The organism is Chryseobacterium sp. GTID13, assembly GCF_056172655.1.
In genome coordinates this window covers 1,889,953-1,905,302 of record NZ_JAOCMB010000005.1, presented here as the reverse complement: position 1 = coordinate 1,905,302, position 15,350 = coordinate 1,889,953, and the positions used below count along the sequence as shown (strand labels likewise).

Below are 15,350 nucleotides of genomic sequence, written 5' to 3'. Positions count from 1 at the left end.
GAATAAAAACTCAATAAATGTTTCTTAAAATTTTTACAATATTTTCGAAATCAGCGATTTAATTTTAATGTATTATAAACTTAATCTTAAGTTAACCGGATTCAGACAAAATCTTGTACCAATTGAAAAACTATTATATTTGTGGGAATTGAACTATTTATATGAAAGGACAAAATAAACTTTTTATTGCCATTATCGTTGCACTTATCCTGGGAGTAGGAATCGGAGGTATGGTACACCTGCAGTATCCGGAGAGTGCGGAACCTTTTTCCAAGAATATCAAACTGCTGGGAACGGTTTTCATCAGGCTCGTACAGATGATCATCGCGCCGCTGGTTTTTACAACCCTGGTAGTAGGAATTGCCAAAATGAGCGATATCAAAATGATTGGAAGAGTAGGAACGAAAGCAATGCTGTGGTTTATTACGGCTTCCCTGGTTTCTCTTTTTATAGGATTGATGCTGGTGAACTGGCTTGAGCCTGGGCACGTAACCAAACTGCCTATCCAGGATGCCGCCGCTGCTGAAGATCTTTTGAAAACCAGTAAGAGTTTCTCTCTGGAAGACTTTGTAAAGCACATGATTCCTAAAAGTTTATTTGAAGCCTTTGCAACGAATGAGGTACTTCAGATTGTAGTCTTTTCCATTATGTTTGGGGTAGCACTTGCCAATTTGGGGGAAGAATATTCAAAACCGGTGGTTAAACTTTTTGATATCATTGCCCATGCTATTCTTAAAATGGTGGGTTATATCATGTGGTTTGCCCCGCTTGGTGTTTTGGGAGCTATTGCAGCTGTAGTGGCCGTGAACGGGTTTCAGATATTTAAAGTGTATGCAGTTTACCTCAGAGACTTTTTCTTTGCTCTAGGTGTACTTTGGCTTGTACTTCTCCTGGTGGGTTACCTTATTTTAGGAAACCGTCTTTTTGAATTATTAAAAAGAATCAAAGCTCCGTTACTGATTGCGTTCTCTACAACAAGTTCTGAAGCCGTTTTCCCGAAACTGGTGGAAGAGCTTGAAAAATTCGGATGTAATAACAGGGTAGTATCTTTCATCCTGCCATTGGGATATTCATTTAACCTTGACGGAAGTATGATGTATATGACGTTTGCTTCCATCTTTATAGCCCAGATCTACGGGATTGAAATGGAGCTGGGGCAGCAAATTACTATGCTTCTTGTGCTGATGCTTACCTCAAAAGGGATTGCGGGTGTTCCGAGAGCTTCCCTGGTGATTATCGTTGCGACATGTTCCATGTTTGGAATTCCGCCGGAAGGTATTGCTTTGATCCTGCCAATTGACCATTTCTGCGACATGGGTAGAAGTATGACAAATGTATTAGGAAATGCACTGGCGACTTCAGCCGTTTCCAAATGGGAAGGACAGCTTGAGAATACACCTCAGGAAGTTTGATGACACGGCAAAATTTACAAAGCCATAAAGAAATTGTTCTCAAAAATGGCTTTACAGTAATTAATTCGGTATTTACTGATGATGAAATCGAAAAGATAACAGAGGTTATTCAAAATACAGATACATCCGCAGAAAACTTTAGAAAATCTGATGACCTTTTCGCGGTGAGACAGTTTTTGAAGGAAGTTCCGGAAATTAAAAGTCTTGTGCTTAATAATAATGTCAAAGCTATTATCAGAGAACTTTTTGGAGAAAAATATTTTGTGATAAAAAGCATTTATTTTGATAAGCCGGAAACTTCAAACTGGTATGTTGCCTATCATCAGGATCTTACCATTTCGGTAGATAAAAAACTTGAAATGCCGGGTTTTGGTCCATGGACGACAAAGAAAAACCAGTTTGCTGTGCAGCCACCTCTGTCTGTTCTTGAAAATATTTACACCATAAGAATCCATCTGGATGATACCGACGAAAATAATGGAGCATTGAAAGTCGTTCCCGAATCACACGCCAAAGGAATTTACAGACCCGAGACTATTGATTGGAATGTGGAAACTGAAGAAATTTGCAAGGTAGAAAAAGGCGGAATTATGATTATGAAACCCTTAATACTTCACGGGTCCAACAGAACCACAGATGGAAGGAGGAGGAGAGTGATTCATATAGAATTTTCTGATATGGAGCTGCCGGAACAATGAGCTGGTCAGAAAAAAATAACTAAAATTCAGTAGTGAAATGCCATTAGAAAAAATAACTTTCCAAGCATTCATTCAAAAACTTCAAAAACCTGGACTGTAGTTATTAAGGTTTTATTTTCCATATTGGTGGTGGCACCGCTGCTGGTGATAGTAATGGCGGTATTTACATTGAATTCATGGGAAATTATATTAGAAGTTAAGATTTTAGTTGTTATACTGATAATATTAATTATTGGGCTGTTTGTATGGTGGCTGATTAAACAAAGACAGAAAAAAACAGGAAAGAAAATAACTCATGTAGTGATAGACGGCCAGGGAATTCACGATTACAGTAATGAAAATCTGGTAAGGTCAATAAAATATAGCGAGTTGATGCCCAATCCTGAAAACGGAAAATATGACGTATTTATTCCGATGGATCAGACAGATACGGATATGAATTTGTGTTTTTATTTGTTTGATGAGATGTTGAATAAAACAGTATTACAGGCTTTTAATTTAAATGCAGACTTTATCATTACTAATGGAAATGCACTGAAAAAACATTTTATAAAAGGAATTATTATTTTCAGACCTGACTTGAAAATTGCGCCTGGTGTTCTGGATTTGTACGGATTAGACGGAGAGTCTATTTTCTGAGATAAATAAATGCTTCTACTCCGCTCAGCATGACAATATTCAACATGATGTTTAAAATAATAGTATTAGAAATGTCATGCTGAGCGGAGTAGAAGCATCCTGATAAAAATAACCCCTTTTGATATGTTCAAAAGGGGTATTTTATACCATTTAATCCTAGAATTATTTCACAGAAATCTCATCCACAAAAATATGCGCTTCACCGCCGGCACCTTGGTGCCATGCCGGCAGTTTCCCGAAATAATAAGTTTTTACTTTGATATAGCGGGCTTCAGTAGGTAGAATTTCTGCTCCGAAATCTTTGATCTGTACTTTTTCATCTTTAGCATCAATCGTATTGTCAATGCTTTTCAGAAGAATAAAATCTTTACCGTTCATGGATGCATAATATTCTACTTTTTTAGGCATTAAAATCCATGCTTTGCTGTCCTGAAGATAGGTGGAAGATAGTTTTGTGATCTGCTGAGGTGATTTCAGGTCAATAACAGCTTCAAAATCCTGTCCCTGGTAACCCTGCCAGTCTCCTTTTCTCCAATTCACGTCACCATTAATTCCGTCGATAAGTGCCAGTTTCCCACCCGCGGTATACTGTGGATTTACTTTTGAATGGACGGTGATATCCCAGTAATTGGGTCTTCTGCTGAAATTGGCTACTGTTACCGAACTTTTCTCACCGTTTCTTTCCGAATAAGCTTGAACCTGTGTCGTTTTACTGATGGTGAACGGTCCTTTATAGGCTGTAAAGGTTTTTCTTACGTTTACATCACTGTCACTTAAGGTCATGTAATACACTTTATCACCAGGATTCAATGGAGTGATTTGTACTTTTGCAGAGAAATCGAAAATCCTGTCGGATGCAATTACCGGCGCAGCAGTCAGTTGCGGATATTTAAAATCCTTTGCAGGTTTGATATTTTCAAAGCCTAATTTCTGAAGCTCGACTCTGCCGGTATTTTTTGTAATCACTTTTGTAGTGCCGTCCTCAAGATGAATTTTAACCTCATCAAAATAAGGTGTGGTTGTTTGCCATTCCGGAAGTCCCGGAGTAACTGAGTAAATTCCCAGCGAACTTAAAATATACCATGCACTCATCTGGCCGCAGTCTTCGTTTCCAATAAGACCGTCCGGTGAATTTTTATAGAAATTATCAAGAATGTATTTAATTTTGGCATCTGTTTTTTCCGGTTTTCCTACATAATTGTACAGATAAGCGATGTGATGGCTCGGCTCATTACCTTGTGCATACTGACCCATTAAACCTGTAATATCCGCCTGCTCCCGGCCTGTGGTTTTATCCGGAGCCGTAAAAATAGCATCAATAAACTGTTCAAACTTTTCCTTTCCGCCATGGGCTGCGATCAAACCGGGAATGTCCTGCTGAACGGAATAGGAATAATGCCAGGAATTACCTTCTGTATAATTATTATTCACCTCCCTTGGGTCAAAAGGCTCATACCAGCTTCCGTTCTTTCTGGGCTGCATAAAACCATTGGCCGGATTATAAAGGTTTTTCCAGTTTTGCGAGCGTTTCATGAAATACTGATAATCTTCTTTTTTGCCTAAAATCTTTGCCATTTGTGCAATACACCAGTCATCATAGGCATATTCCACTGTTTTGGAAACACTTTCAGGCTCATCATCCATGCTGATGTAATTATTCTGCTTGTATGCATTTAAACCGAAAATATCCAGCATGGCAGAATTTTTGAAGCTTCAAATGCTTTTTCATAATCAAATCCTTTGATCCCTTTGGCCATGGCATCTGCAATTACAGAAACAGAGTGGTAACCGATCATACATTCCGTTTCGTTCGAGGCCAGCTCCCAGACCGGCAGTTTTCCTCCCTGTTCATATTGCTTGATAAATGTATTGATAAAATCTGCTGTTCTTTTTCTGTCGATCAGTGTCATCAGCGGATGAGCAGCCCTGAAGGTATCCCAGAGAGAGAATACGGAATAATAATCAAAACCGTTGGCTGTATAAAGCTTATTGTCCCGGCCCCTGTATCTTCCGTCCACATCCATATTGATGTTCGGCTGGGTAAAAACATGGTATAAAGCCGTGTAGAAAACAGAAAGTTTATCCTTATCATCCGATTTTACTTCAATTTTTGAAAGTTCCTTGTTCCAGTCGGATTCAGCCTGCTTTCTTACAGATTCAAAATCACCTGATTTTCCTTCTGCAAGCATATTTTTTTCGGTTCCTTCATAGCCTGTTGGGGAAATGGCTACTTTTACGCTGATTTTTTCTCCTTTTTTGACATCCGATGAGAAGGCCAGAGCCAGTTTTGTTCCGGTAAAAAGCTTATCCTCCTGCTTTCCGTTGACTTCTTTTTTGAAATTTTCATCGGTTTTGAAAACTCAATTCTGGCGTAGATATACTGGTTGGCTGCCCAGGCTTCACTTCTCCTGAAAACCTCAATGGTTTTATCATCAATGATCTTTACTTCACCTTGCAAAAGCTTATCCCTGTGGTTCAGATCCAGGATGATATGGGCTTTTCCTCCGTTATTAAAAGTATATTCGTGATAACCGACCCTTTTTGTAGTGGTAAGACGGACGTCAATATTGTTTTTATCTAATTTGACGGAATAAAATCCGGCGGATGCCTTCTCATTTTTATGTGAAAATTTAGATGAATAATCTTTGCTGTTCAGGCTCACATTTCCCATTGTTGGCATCAGCATAATATCACCGTAATCTGAAACTCCCGTACCATTCAAATGAGTGTGGGAAAAACCGTAGATCACACTATCCGAATAATGATACCCGCTGCAGCCGTCCCAGCTGCCGTCAATCCGGGTGTCCGGTGAAAGCTGTACCATACCGAAAGGAACAATAGCTCCCGGAAACGTATGGCCGTGGCCTCCCGTGCCTATGAATGGGTTTACATATTGAGAATAATCCTGGGAATAGATAAGCTGGGCAATGAATAGGGAGAAAACCGCCAGTCTGTTTTTCATAACATCAATTTATACCAACGAATATATTGAAAAAACTACAGAATACTATGTAACAAAAAAATGATAAAGATTGTCTTATTAAAAACTATTACTACAAAATAAATGAAGAGAATACTACTTTCGGTGGTTATGCTGTTGCCTGTACTTGCTTTTTCACAGCGTATAACAGGAAAAATTACACAAACAGGGAATTCGGGTTCATACATAGAAATCATAGCTTCTAAAGATCAGAAGAGGCAGTCTGCTATTTCGGATGAAAAAGGGAATTATACGCTTAAACTTCCTGAAAACGGAATTTATAATATCAGATTAATACAGGACGGAGCAGAAATATCCACATCAGATATTACGGTAAACGGCGACATAAAGCAGGACTTTTTCATTGAGAAGAAACAGGAAAAACAGATTGAAGGAGTTACGTTGACCGCCAGAAAAAAGCTTATTGAGAGAAAAGCCGACAGACTGGTCTTTAATGTCTCCAATTCTGTTGCTTCACAGGGAATGGACGGAGCCGAAGCTCTGGCAACCACACCACTGCTTAAAGTAGATGATAATTCAGGAATTTCTATTGCAGGGAAAAGTGGGGTTGCGGTAATGGTGAATGAAAGAATGCTTAATCTTTCGGGAAATGAGCTGGTGGCATATCTTAAAAATTTAAGGTCTGAGAATATTGAAAAAATTGAAGTAATTACCACTCCGCCGGCAAAATATGAAGCACAGGGAAACAGCGGACTGATCAATATTGTTTTAAAGAAAAACCAGAACCTGGGTTGGAGCGGAAGCCTTACCACAGGGCTTCAGCAGCAGACTTACACAGGAACCTCCAATAGTGCCACCATCAATTATCAGAATGAAAAATTGCGGGCATCACTGAAGTTGAGGCAAAATAAAAGTGAAAAACATGCCTATGAAAATTATACCATCGAAGGACCAGAAGGACTTAAAAGTTCTGACGACAGGAGGGATTTCGGAAACGGATTGGGAGGAGGCTTAAGTGTCGATTATCAGCTTAATCCTAAATCGAATGTTGGATTTATTTATGAGCAGGGAGTCGGGCATTCCAATATGGATATTACGAATACTTCGGATTATTTTCAGAACGGAAACTATACAAATACGCTTTCTACCTATGCAGAACACCGTGCGAAGAACAGACAGCAGACTATAAGTGCCTATTATGACCTAAAATTCGGTAAGCAGGACAATAAACTGAGCATTACGGGAAATTATTTTTCCAATATTCCGAAGAGCTTTATTGATTTTACCACAACGGAAAGTTCCGGAGACAGTTTTGTAGTAAGGACGCCTTCTACAGTCGATTATAAAATTTATTCAGGGCAGGCGGATCTTACATTGCCTTTTCAGTTTGTGAAGACGGAAACGGGAATAAAGTTTACCAATTTTGATAACAATTCAGACATTTCTTATCAGAATTTTACTGATGGAAGCTTTGTCACAGATCCTTTAAAAAGCAATGTATTTGAATACAACGAGAAGAATTACGCTGCCTATCTGAGCTTCGAAAAAGATTTCAATGAAAAATGGTCGGCAAAAGCAGGCATCCGTTATGAATATTCTACAGTAAACGGAAATTCTGTAACCTCAGGTCAGCAGACAGAAAATTCCTACGGAAAATTCTTTCCAACGGCTTATGTTACCTATAAAAGCAATGAGAACAATACATTCAGCTTAAATTATTCAAAAAGGATCAACAGACCAGGGTTCCGGGCGATTAATCCCTATCGCTGGTACATCAATGTTAACTCGTATTTTACCGGAAATCCTCTTTTGAAACCCTCTATCAATCATAATTTTGAGCTGTCCCATGTTTACAGAGGAAAATTGTCTACTTCAGCCTATTTCCAGAGAACAGTAGACGCATTTGACCAGCTGGTGAACCTTCAGGGGGAGAACCGTATCAGTACATTTGAGAATTTTTATAACCAGAACAGTATGGGAGTTACCATCAATTATTCAGATACTTTCTTTAAATTCTGGGAAGCCAATTATGCCGCGGACCTGTCTTATATGGAAACGAAAGTCTTTTCTACCGATGCCGCATCCAGAAAAGGAAGCAGTTATGATTTTAATTTCCAGAATAATCTGTCACTGAATAAAAGTAAAACGGTACAGCTTATCTTTAATTACTGGTTCCGGCTGCCATCCAATTCCGGGAATGTGTATATGGATTTTGCAGGAAATTTTACATCCGGACTTAAGCTGAACCTTATGGAAAAAAGTCTTCAGATGAATTTATTTGTTTCCGATATTTTCAAACAGTCGAGGAGCAGGGGAGAGATCTATTATACAACCGGAACTCATTATTACAATAATTATTATGATGCAAGAAGGCTTACTTTATCTGCAACCTATACTTTTGGTAACAAAAAAGTAAAAGGAACGGACCGTAATGTGAGATTTGATGAGAAAAACAGGGCTAATTAAAAAGATTGGTAGAAATTATTTTAAACTTAAAAAACTAAAGTGCTTAAAAGCTTGGTGTTTGAGTTTTTTGCCACAGATTTCACGAATGGACACAAATAATAAGGCTTAAAAAATGACGAACTTATATTTTGGCTAAAGCCTTGACGGATGTTTAATATATATAAAATGGGCTAAAGCCCATTCCTATTGAATAGTCAGCAATCTCAATCTTTCAATCTTTCAATCTTTCAATCTTTCAATTTTTTAATCTTTTAATCTTTTAATCTCAAAACCCTACACTTCTCCTTCGAAAAGATCATTCAAATAATTTTGCTGATATACTTCCGTACGTTCTGTTCCCAGAAATTTTTTCCAGGCTCTGGATTCATGGTAAACAATCCCCATTTCCCAAACACAATAAGTAGGAATGTGAATGTTTTTTCTGTCCCAGACCTCAAATGCTCCGGAACCGTCGTAATAAACGCTTTCCCATAGTTCGTTTTCACTTCTCCATGTGCAGACCAACAGCAGATAATTTTCGCCGCATCTGTGCATGATGACAAATCCGAGGTCATCTTTGTCCCGGAAATTTTCATCGGCAGTTTCAATACATGCTTTGGCATTGATGATATCCTGAGAAGAAATAACAGAAGGATCTTCTGCTAGGTTATACCATTTGAACCTGGTTCTGCCAAGAGTGAAAATTCCTTTGGGAGATGCATATTTAGAGGGATAGTCAGTTGCGCTCATAGATTCTGTTTTATCAAGGTGAAACGATATGATAAGGAGGAAGATAAGAAATAGACGGGCTTATTTTTGTCATCTTATTTATCACATCAGGTTATAGATTTTATTGATTCTAAATTATCGAAAAAATCCGTAAATTTGTGAACAATTTATATTTATATGTTGACGAAAGAAAAGGTTCAAGATTTCCTTAAAGAGATAGAAGTAGATGATTTGGTGAGTAATTTTCAGATTATTGGCAATGATGTTTATATTGACATGACAGCCCACTCACCAGCCATGCACGAAAAGAAAAAACTGGAAGCTGCCATGAAACAGGCTTTTGCCAGTGAGTTTGGTGAAGACATCCAGCTAAAACTTAAAATTGTTTCTCCGGAGCCTAGCGAGATCCAGCAAAGCCAGATCAAAGGCAAGCAGATTCCGGGAATTCAGAATATTATTGCTATTGCTTCCGGAAAAGGAGGGGTAGGAAAATCTACTGTGGCTGCAAATATGGCAGTTACTTTAGCCAAAATGGGTTTCAAAGTAGGATTACTGGATGCTGATATCTACGGACCGTCTGTTCCTACCATGCTCGATACGGAAGGAGAAAAGCCACTTTCTGTAGAAGTTAACGGAAAAAGCATGATGAAGCCTATAGAAAATTACGGGGTTAAAATGCTGTCTATAGGATATTTCTCAGGAGCCAATCAGGCTGTGGTGTGGAGAGGTCCTATGGCTTCAAAAGCTTTGAACCAGATGATCAGAGATGCAGCTTGGGGAGAGCTTGATTTCCTTTTGATCGACCTTCCTCCGGGAACCGGAGATATCCATTTGTCAATCATCCAGGAAGTACCGGTAACAGGTGCTGTGATTGTAAGTACACCTCAGCACGTAGCGTTGGCAGACGTAAGAAAAGGGATTGCAATGTTCCAGATGGAGAGCATTAATATTCCTGTTCTTGGATTAATCGAAAATATGGCGTATTTTACACCGGCAGAACTTCCTGAGAACAAATACTATATCTTTGGACAGCAGGGAGCTCAGTATCTTGCTGAAGATCTGGGAATTCCGGTACTGGGAGAGATTCCTTTGATTCAGAGCATAAGAGAAGCCGGAGACGTAGGAAGACCTGCAGCGCTTCAGGAAGGCTCTAAAATTGCAGAAATTTACACGGAAGCAGCAAGAAATATGGTAGAAAGCCTTGTAGAAAGAAACAAAAACCTTCCGCCTACTGAAGCTGTAAAGATTTCGACCATGGCAGGATGCTCGCCGAAAGCTAAAAATAATTATTTTCAATTAAGTTTGAAAAGAACCGAATTGAACGAAGAAAAATATGGAAACAAATATAACACACGAAGATACAGTAACGAGAGTAATGGAAGCTCTGGAAAGCATCAGGCCCTTCCTGAATAAGGATGGAGGCGATATTGAGCTTATTGACGTGAAGGATAACCAGGTTTTTGTAAAACTTCTGGGAAACTGCTCCGGGTGTTCGCTGAATTTTTCAACCCTGAAACTGGGCGTTGAAAATACAATCAAGCAACATGCGCCGGAAATTGAAAAAGTAATCAATGTAGAGTAAAAAATTACACGAAATATTTTTTAAAGACAGGTTTTTCAGCCTGTCTTTTTTTGTTTTATTACCATTATTTACACCTTTGCATCTGACTGTTTTATAGCGTTTTTTATTGGCTTTATTGATTATTTTTAGCTATATTTGTGAAAAACGCATCTTATGTTTGAATTTTTACAAAATTTAGAACCGCTTCATCAGGGGTTCTGGTATACGGCTATAGCGGCCAGTTTTATCTTTTTAATTCAAACGGTTCTTACTTTTACCGGAGGCGGTCACGGAGATGTTACACACGCTGATTTTAGTGGAGACAGTCATGCTGACAGCCCATTTCAGTTATTTTCTTTCAGAAATCTCATCAATTTCCTTCTGGGCTTCGGATGGAGCGGGGTAGCGTTTTATAGTTCAATCGGAAACAAATTACTGCTGATTTTTGTGGCTGTGCTAATAGGGGGCGGATTTATATTTCTGTTCTTTATCCTTATTATGCAGATTCTCAAGCTTACCGAAGACAATACATTTAAACAGGAAAATCTCATCGGAAGAGCAGGAGAAGTTTATCTTACCATTCCTGCAAATATGAGTGGCAAAGGGAAAATTACGATCTCTGTGAACGGAACCAGCCACGAACTTCCGGCCATGACAGAAGAAAAAGAAAATATTCCTTCCGGAGATTCGGTAAGGGTAACTTACATCTATGACAAGATCCTTGTCGTTTCAAAAATTTAATCATTACATTATCAACCATTTTATAAAAACTATTTATGGCAATACCAGGAACTCTTATTCTTACATTAGTTATTGTACTTGTATTATTCGTCACGTTCTTAGCCCTTATTTCGAGGTATAAAAGATGTCCGTCGGATAAGATTTTGGTTATTTACGGGAAAACGGGAGGCAGCTCTGCCAAATGTATCCACGGTGGAGGTGCATTTGTCTGGCCTGTAATCCAGGATTATGCTTATCTTGACCTTAAACCCATCTCTATTGAAGCTAATCTTACGAATGCCTTATCAAGGCAGAATATTCGTGTCGATGTACCTTGTAGATTTACCATTGCAATTTCTACGGAGCCTGATTCTATGGGAAATGCTGCGGAAAGATTATTGGGACTATCTCAGGAGCAGATCCAGGAGCTTTCCAAAGATATTCTTTTCGGACAGCTGCGTTTGGTTATTGCCACCATGACGATTGAAGAGATCAATTCAGACAGGGATAAATTTTTAGATAATATTTCTAAAAACGTAGATACGGAATTAAAGAAAATCGGTTTAAAGCTGATCAACGTCAACGTTACCGATATCAGAGACGAATCAGGATATATTGAAGCTTTGGGTAAAGAAGCAGCTGCAAAAGCGATCAATGAAGCGATCATCAGCGTTGCAGAGCAAACTAAGATCGGGGAAACCGGGAAAGCGGTTGCAGACAGGGAAAAGATACCCAGATTGCAGAAACACAAAGAGACAGGGATGTAAAAATTGCAATCACGAGAAAAGATAAAGAAGTAAGCATTGCTGCAGCCTTAAAAGATGAGTCGATCGGTAAGGCAGAAGCTGAAAAAGAATCCAGAATTGCGACTTCATTGGCCAATTCCATCGCTGTAAAAGGAGAAAACGAAGCAAAAATTACCATTGCCAATTCCGATGCCGAAAGAAGGGAAAAAGAAGCTGAAGCATTAAGAATTGCAACAGCGGCGGAAAAGGTACAGGCTGCAAGGTCTTTGGAAGAATCTTATCTTGCCGAGCAGAAAGCAGAAGCAGCAAGGGCGGAAAGAGAACGTGCCACACAGCAGGCGAACGTTGTAGTACATGCAGAAATTGCAAAACAAAAAGCGATCATTGATGCCCAGGCAGAAGCAGAAAAGCTAAGATTACAGGCAAAAGGAGAAGCAGACGCCATCTTCGCAAAAATGGAAGCTGAAGCAAAAGGTCTTTATGAAATCCTGACCAAACAGGCTGAAGGTTACGATAAAGTAGTACAGGCTGCGGGAGGCGATACTAACGGTGCCTTCCAGTTACTGTTAATTGAAAAGCTCCCTGAATTGGTTAAAACACAGGTTGAAGCCGTTAAAAATATTAAGATCGACAAAGTGACTGTTTGGGACAGTGGAAGCGGACAGGATGGAAATAGTTCTACCGCTAATTTTGTTTCCGGGATGATGAAAACAGTTCCGCCTTTAAACGATTTGTTTAATATGGCAGGCTTAAATTTACCGGATTATCTAAAAGGAAAGCCGGATGAGGTGAAGAAAGAGATTGTCACGATTCCGGAGAAAAAGGAGAAGAAGAATTTTGATGATATGAATCCGGAAAAACCGGAAACTGAGGCTCCGAAAGCCTAATGTCAAGATATTTTAAAACGCCTCGGGCGGAAAGCGAAGCTTTCCGCCCGAGGCGTTTATTTTAAATATTAGCAAATTTTTTCAAGAATAAAAAGCCCCGGAAAGCCGGGGCAATTTTAATCAACCAAATAATTTATTCTACTTTACAACGACTCTTTTTAATTGTCCTTCAGAAGTTTTTACAAGATAAACACCTGTGGAAAGCCTTGAAGTATCTATGGTTAAAGCATTTTTCTCATTTCCGAGCATTTTTCCTGACATATCATAAAGTTCATAGTCCTGAACCCTATTAAAGTAAAGCGTATTTCCCTTATTTACAGGATTAGGAAAAACATTGAATGGAGCTTTTTCTGTTTTTATTTCACCGGTTCCTAATGTTGCCGGAGAACTAACCTGATAAATGGAAAGTGTTCCGCTGATCTCATTGGCAATAACCACATAGCCTTTTCCTGTGGTAGTGTTCTCCGGAGCAATATAAGTAATGCCTTCAGGTCCATTGTCGCCGCCGTAAGCAGAGGTAGAACGTGAATGCTTATAATCTGTGAATGTAGGATTATTGGGATCGGTAATATTGTAAACCATTACACCACCAGTTCTTTCCAGTGTGATGAAAGCATACGTCTGTCCGTTAATGACAGCCAGAGCAACACCTTCCGGTTCAGGACCTTTGGCGCGGCTTCTGTTTTTAACTCCGTTGCTTTCATTGTCAGCATTGAAAATCAGAGGATGTTTGGCTGCAATATACCTTTCAAAACGGTCACCGCTGTCATAAACCAATTGTTGGGTATCGGCATTAAAAATTGAGAATGAGCGTGCTCCCAAAGCGGCAATTTCTTCAAAATCCGAGTCTGAATCCGTATTTCCGGTAGCACTGGAAACCCTGAATCTGCCTAAATTATGAGAAGCTTTTAAAACAACAGATGCCTGAGGAAATAAAACCGGATCTAGGGTATAGGTATTTGCACCTACTGTCGTTCTTTCACTGTATCCTGAAAGGTCCTTCTCATCTCCTTCATTGGCTGTTACGATATAATGGGTATTTCCTATTTTGTAATTCTGAACCGCATCAGGAATGTAATAGGCTTTCACCGGCCAGTTTGCAATGACTACTTCGCCATTATTGTCTGAAGCATCAAAACCGTTACCCGGAATGCTCATGTCCTTTTTACCCAAGCCCCAGATTCCTGTAATTGATTTGGTGGCTAAATTGATTTCTGCTATTGCATTATTTTCCTGAAGCGTAACCCATGCTTTCTGACTGTCTGAGCTTACAGTAACATATTCAGGTTCCAGGTCCTGGGAAAGCGTATTATTTGTTCTTACTTTTCTCAGTCCTGTTGCAGTTAAAGCAGCGACCTGAGAATCAAAACTGTTAAAATTTAGAGTCGTTACATTACTTTGAGTAAGATTTCCGATACCTCCTGAAATATCAATGATACTGATGGTGCCTTCCGGATCTACCGTGTAGGCATCATTCGGTTCCCCTTCATTGGCGGTAATTACTTTTGTCCCGTCCGGGCTGAAAGTGATCATGTCCGGGAGAGCACCCACAGTAACCTGTTTCAGGAAATTCCCGTTGATATCAAAGAAAACTACAGAGCCGTTCTGCTGCGGATCTGCATTAGGAGAAGCGGTCGCAATAATCCCGTTTTTAACGGCAATACTTGTAATTCCTCCATAGGGAGCCATATTCACTGTTTGGATCACAGATAACGAGCTTGGGTTACTGAAATCAATGATATCGAAAACATCTGTGAGGGAGCTGATGGTAAATAGCTTTTGGGTGGCCGGATCATGAACAACAATTTCCGTAGAACTATTGTTGTTTCCGGAAGGATCAAAACTTCCGAGGTAATTCAGCTGGATCTGCCCGGAAGGAACGGGAACGGGCTTATCATTATCCACAATATAAACGGTTGCCGTATTGTCCCCGGAAATCGTGGCACCTGCAGGATTTTCCAGACTTACCACAAAATATTCTGCCTGTTGTTCTTCCAGCGTATCATCAATGATGGGAATATTAACGGTATAGCTTGTTGTAGATGGTGTAATATTAATCGTCTGGTTGGCCAATGTAAAATCACTGCTGCCTGCAGTACTGAACGGAGCCGGTTTTACCACAAGGTTTACACTGGCTGCTGAAGGATTGGTGACATTGATCTTGAACGCCAGAGTTCCTGCATTTTCATCAACCTTAATAAAATTTTTATCCAGGGAAACCGTTGTCCCGGCTGTGGTGAAAGTGCTTGATGTAATAGCTGTCACGGTATTATCACTCAGGTCTTCTACCAGACTAGGTTTAAGGGAAAGATAGTATATCTGCCCGGGAATAAGGGGTGTTGAAGGAATTACAGTGATCTTGTTATTACTGAAAGTTGTTGTGAAGGGAACTGGAGTACCTGAAGCATTTCCTGTACGGAATTCTACAAGGCTTTGTGCATTAGAATCGGTGATCGCGGAATTATCTGCAAGTCTTACATTTTCGTTAAAAGAAATTGAAGGATTTACAGAGGTAGAAGCATTATTTGTTGTGAGTTGGGAAATAGGCTGTTGTCGGGGGAGTGGTATCTGT

11 protein-coding genes and 2 pseudogenes are annotated in these 15,350 nt (G+C 39.5%); 8 read left to right on the top strand and 5 right to left on the bottom strand.

Features of this window, described 5'->3' with window-relative positions; translation table 11 throughout:
* Positions 1-161: 161 nt before the first annotated feature.
* The 3 genes from N4G44_RS15510 (at position 162) to N4G44_RS15500 (ending at position 2,749) form a co-directional block, all read left to right on the top strand.
* Complete coding sequence (locus N4G44_RS15510) at positions 162-1,412, top strand: dicarboxylate/amino acid:cation symporter (RefSeq protein WP_474928199.1); 1,251 nt, start codon at positions 162-164, stop codon at positions 1,410-1,412.
* Positions 1,412-2,110, top strand: a complete 699-nt coding sequence (locus tag N4G44_RS15505; protein ID WP_474928198.1) for a phytanoyl-CoA dioxygenase family protein — start codon at positions 1,412-1,414, stop codon at positions 2,108-2,110. Before N4G44_RS15510 ends, N4G44_RS15505 begins: the two co-directional genes overlap by 1 nt.
* Positions 2,111-2,410: 300 nt before the next feature.
* The gene (locus N4G44_RS15500; protein ID WP_474928195.1) at positions 2,411-2,749 is read left to right on the top strand and encodes a hypothetical protein; all 339 of its coding nucleotides are present in this window, start codon (positions 2,411-2,413) and stop codon (positions 2,747-2,749) included.
* Between the two features lie 162 nt (positions 2,750-2,911).
* Here N4G44_RS15500 and N4G44_RS15495 read toward each other — a convergent pair whose 3' ends face one another.
* From N4G44_RS15495 to N4G44_RS15485, 3 genes are read right to left on the bottom strand one after another with little or no spacing between them, the layout of a single operon-like run.
* A complete protein-coding gene (locus tag N4G44_RS15495; protein ID WP_474928194.1) occupies positions 2,912-4,444 on the bottom strand; it encodes a discoidin domain-containing protein in 1,533 nt (510 codons plus the stop codon).
* Complete coding sequence (locus N4G44_RS15490) at positions 4,423-4,938, bottom strand: glycoside hydrolase domain-containing protein (protein WP_474928192.1); 516 nt, start codon at positions 4,936-4,938, stop codon at positions 4,423-4,425. Before N4G44_RS15490 ends, N4G44_RS15495 begins: the two co-directional genes overlap by 22 nt.
* Before the next feature lie 44 nt (positions 4,939-4,982).
* Entirely contained in the window at positions 4,983-5,711 is a 729-nt protein-coding gene (locus N4G44_RS15485; protein ID WP_474928189.1) for a hypothetical protein, read from the bottom strand.
* A gap of 102 nt (positions 5,712-5,813) precedes the next feature.
* On the opposite strand from N4G44_RS15485, the gene N4G44_RS15480 reads away from it, so the two are divergent.
* Positions 5,814-8,156 carry a TonB-dependent receptor domain-containing protein gene (locus N4G44_RS15480; RefSeq protein WP_474928187.1) on the top strand — a complete coding sequence of 781 codons (2,343 nt, stop codon included), beginning with the start codon at positions 5,814-5,816 and terminating at the stop codon, positions 8,154-8,156.
* A 273-nt stretch (positions 8,157-8,429) separates the two neighbouring features.
* On the opposite strand, the gene N4G44_RS15475 is transcribed toward N4G44_RS15480, so the two are convergent.
* Positions 8,430-8,885 carry a hypothetical protein gene (locus tag N4G44_RS15475; protein ID WP_474928186.1) on the bottom strand — a complete coding sequence of 152 codons (456 nt, stop codon included), beginning with the start codon at positions 8,883-8,885 and terminating at the stop codon, positions 8,430-8,432.
* A 156-nt stretch (positions 8,886-9,041) separates the two neighbouring features.
* Between N4G44_RS15475 and N4G44_RS15470 the strand changes: the two are divergent.
* From N4G44_RS15470 to N4G44_RS15455, 4 genes and pseudogenes are all read left to right on the top strand, one after another.
* Positions 9,042-10,139, top strand: a pseudogene (locus tag N4G44_RS15470) (Mrp/NBP35 family ATP-binding protein); the annotation flags it as partial.
* A 58-nt stretch (positions 10,140-10,197) separates the two neighbouring features.
* Complete coding sequence (locus tag N4G44_RS15465) at positions 10,198-10,446, top strand: NifU family protein (protein WP_002977212.1); 249 nt, start codon at positions 10,198-10,200, stop codon at positions 10,444-10,446.
* Between the two features lie 153 nt (positions 10,447-10,599).
* Positions 10,600-11,166 (top strand): NfeD family protein, encoded by a 567-nt coding sequence (locus N4G44_RS15460; protein WP_474928183.1) that lies wholly within the window; start codon positions 10,600-10,602, stop codon positions 11,164-11,166.
* A gap of 35 nt (positions 11,167-11,201) precedes the next feature.
* Positions 11,202-12,778 (top strand): annotated as a pseudogene (locus N4G44_RS15455) (flotillin family protein).
* 138 nt (positions 12,779-12,916) lie between these two features.
* Here N4G44_RS15455 and N4G44_RS15450 read toward each other — a convergent pair.
* Entirely contained in the window at positions 12,917-15,322 is a 2,406-nt protein-coding gene (locus tag N4G44_RS15450) for a choice-of-anchor I family protein (RefSeq protein ID WP_474928349.1), read from the bottom strand.
* Positions 15,323-15,350: the final 28 nt, after the last annotated feature.

Bases quoted from the DNA above. Each gene is read 5' to 3' on its own strand.
- N4G44_RS15465 (WP_002977212.1), top strand. From the start codon at position 10,198: ATGGAAACAAATATAACACACGAAGATACAGTAACGAGAGTAATGGAA.
- N4G44_RS15490 (WP_474928192.1), bottom strand. From the start codon at position 4,938: ATGCTTGCAGAAGGAAAATCAGGTGATTTTGAATCTGTAAGAAAGCAG.
- N4G44_RS15480 (WP_474928187.1), top strand. From the start codon at position 5,814: ATGAAGAGAATACTACTTTCGGTGGTTATGCTGTTGCCTGTACTTGCT.
- N4G44_RS15495 (WP_474928194.1), bottom strand. From the start codon at position 4,444: ATGCTGGATATTTTCGGTTTAAATGCATACAAGCAGAATAATTACATC.
- N4G44_RS15475 (WP_474928186.1), bottom strand. From the start codon at position 8,885: ATGAGCGCAACTGACTATCCCTCTAAATATGCATCTCCCAAAGGAATT.
- N4G44_RS15485 (WP_474928189.1), bottom strand. From the start codon at position 5,711: ATGAAAAACAGACTGGCGGTTTTCTCCCTATTCATTGCCCAGCTTATC.
- N4G44_RS15505 (WP_474928198.1), top strand. From the start codon at position 1,412: ATGACACGGCAAAATTTACAAAGCCATAAAGAAATTGTTCTCAAAAAT.
- N4G44_RS15460 (WP_474928183.1), top strand. From the start codon at position 10,600: ATGTTTGAATTTTTACAAAATTTAGAACCGCTTCATCAGGGGTTCTGG.
- N4G44_RS15510 (WP_474928199.1), top strand. From the start codon at position 162: ATGAAAGGACAAAATAAACTTTTTATTGCCATTATCGTTGCACTTATC.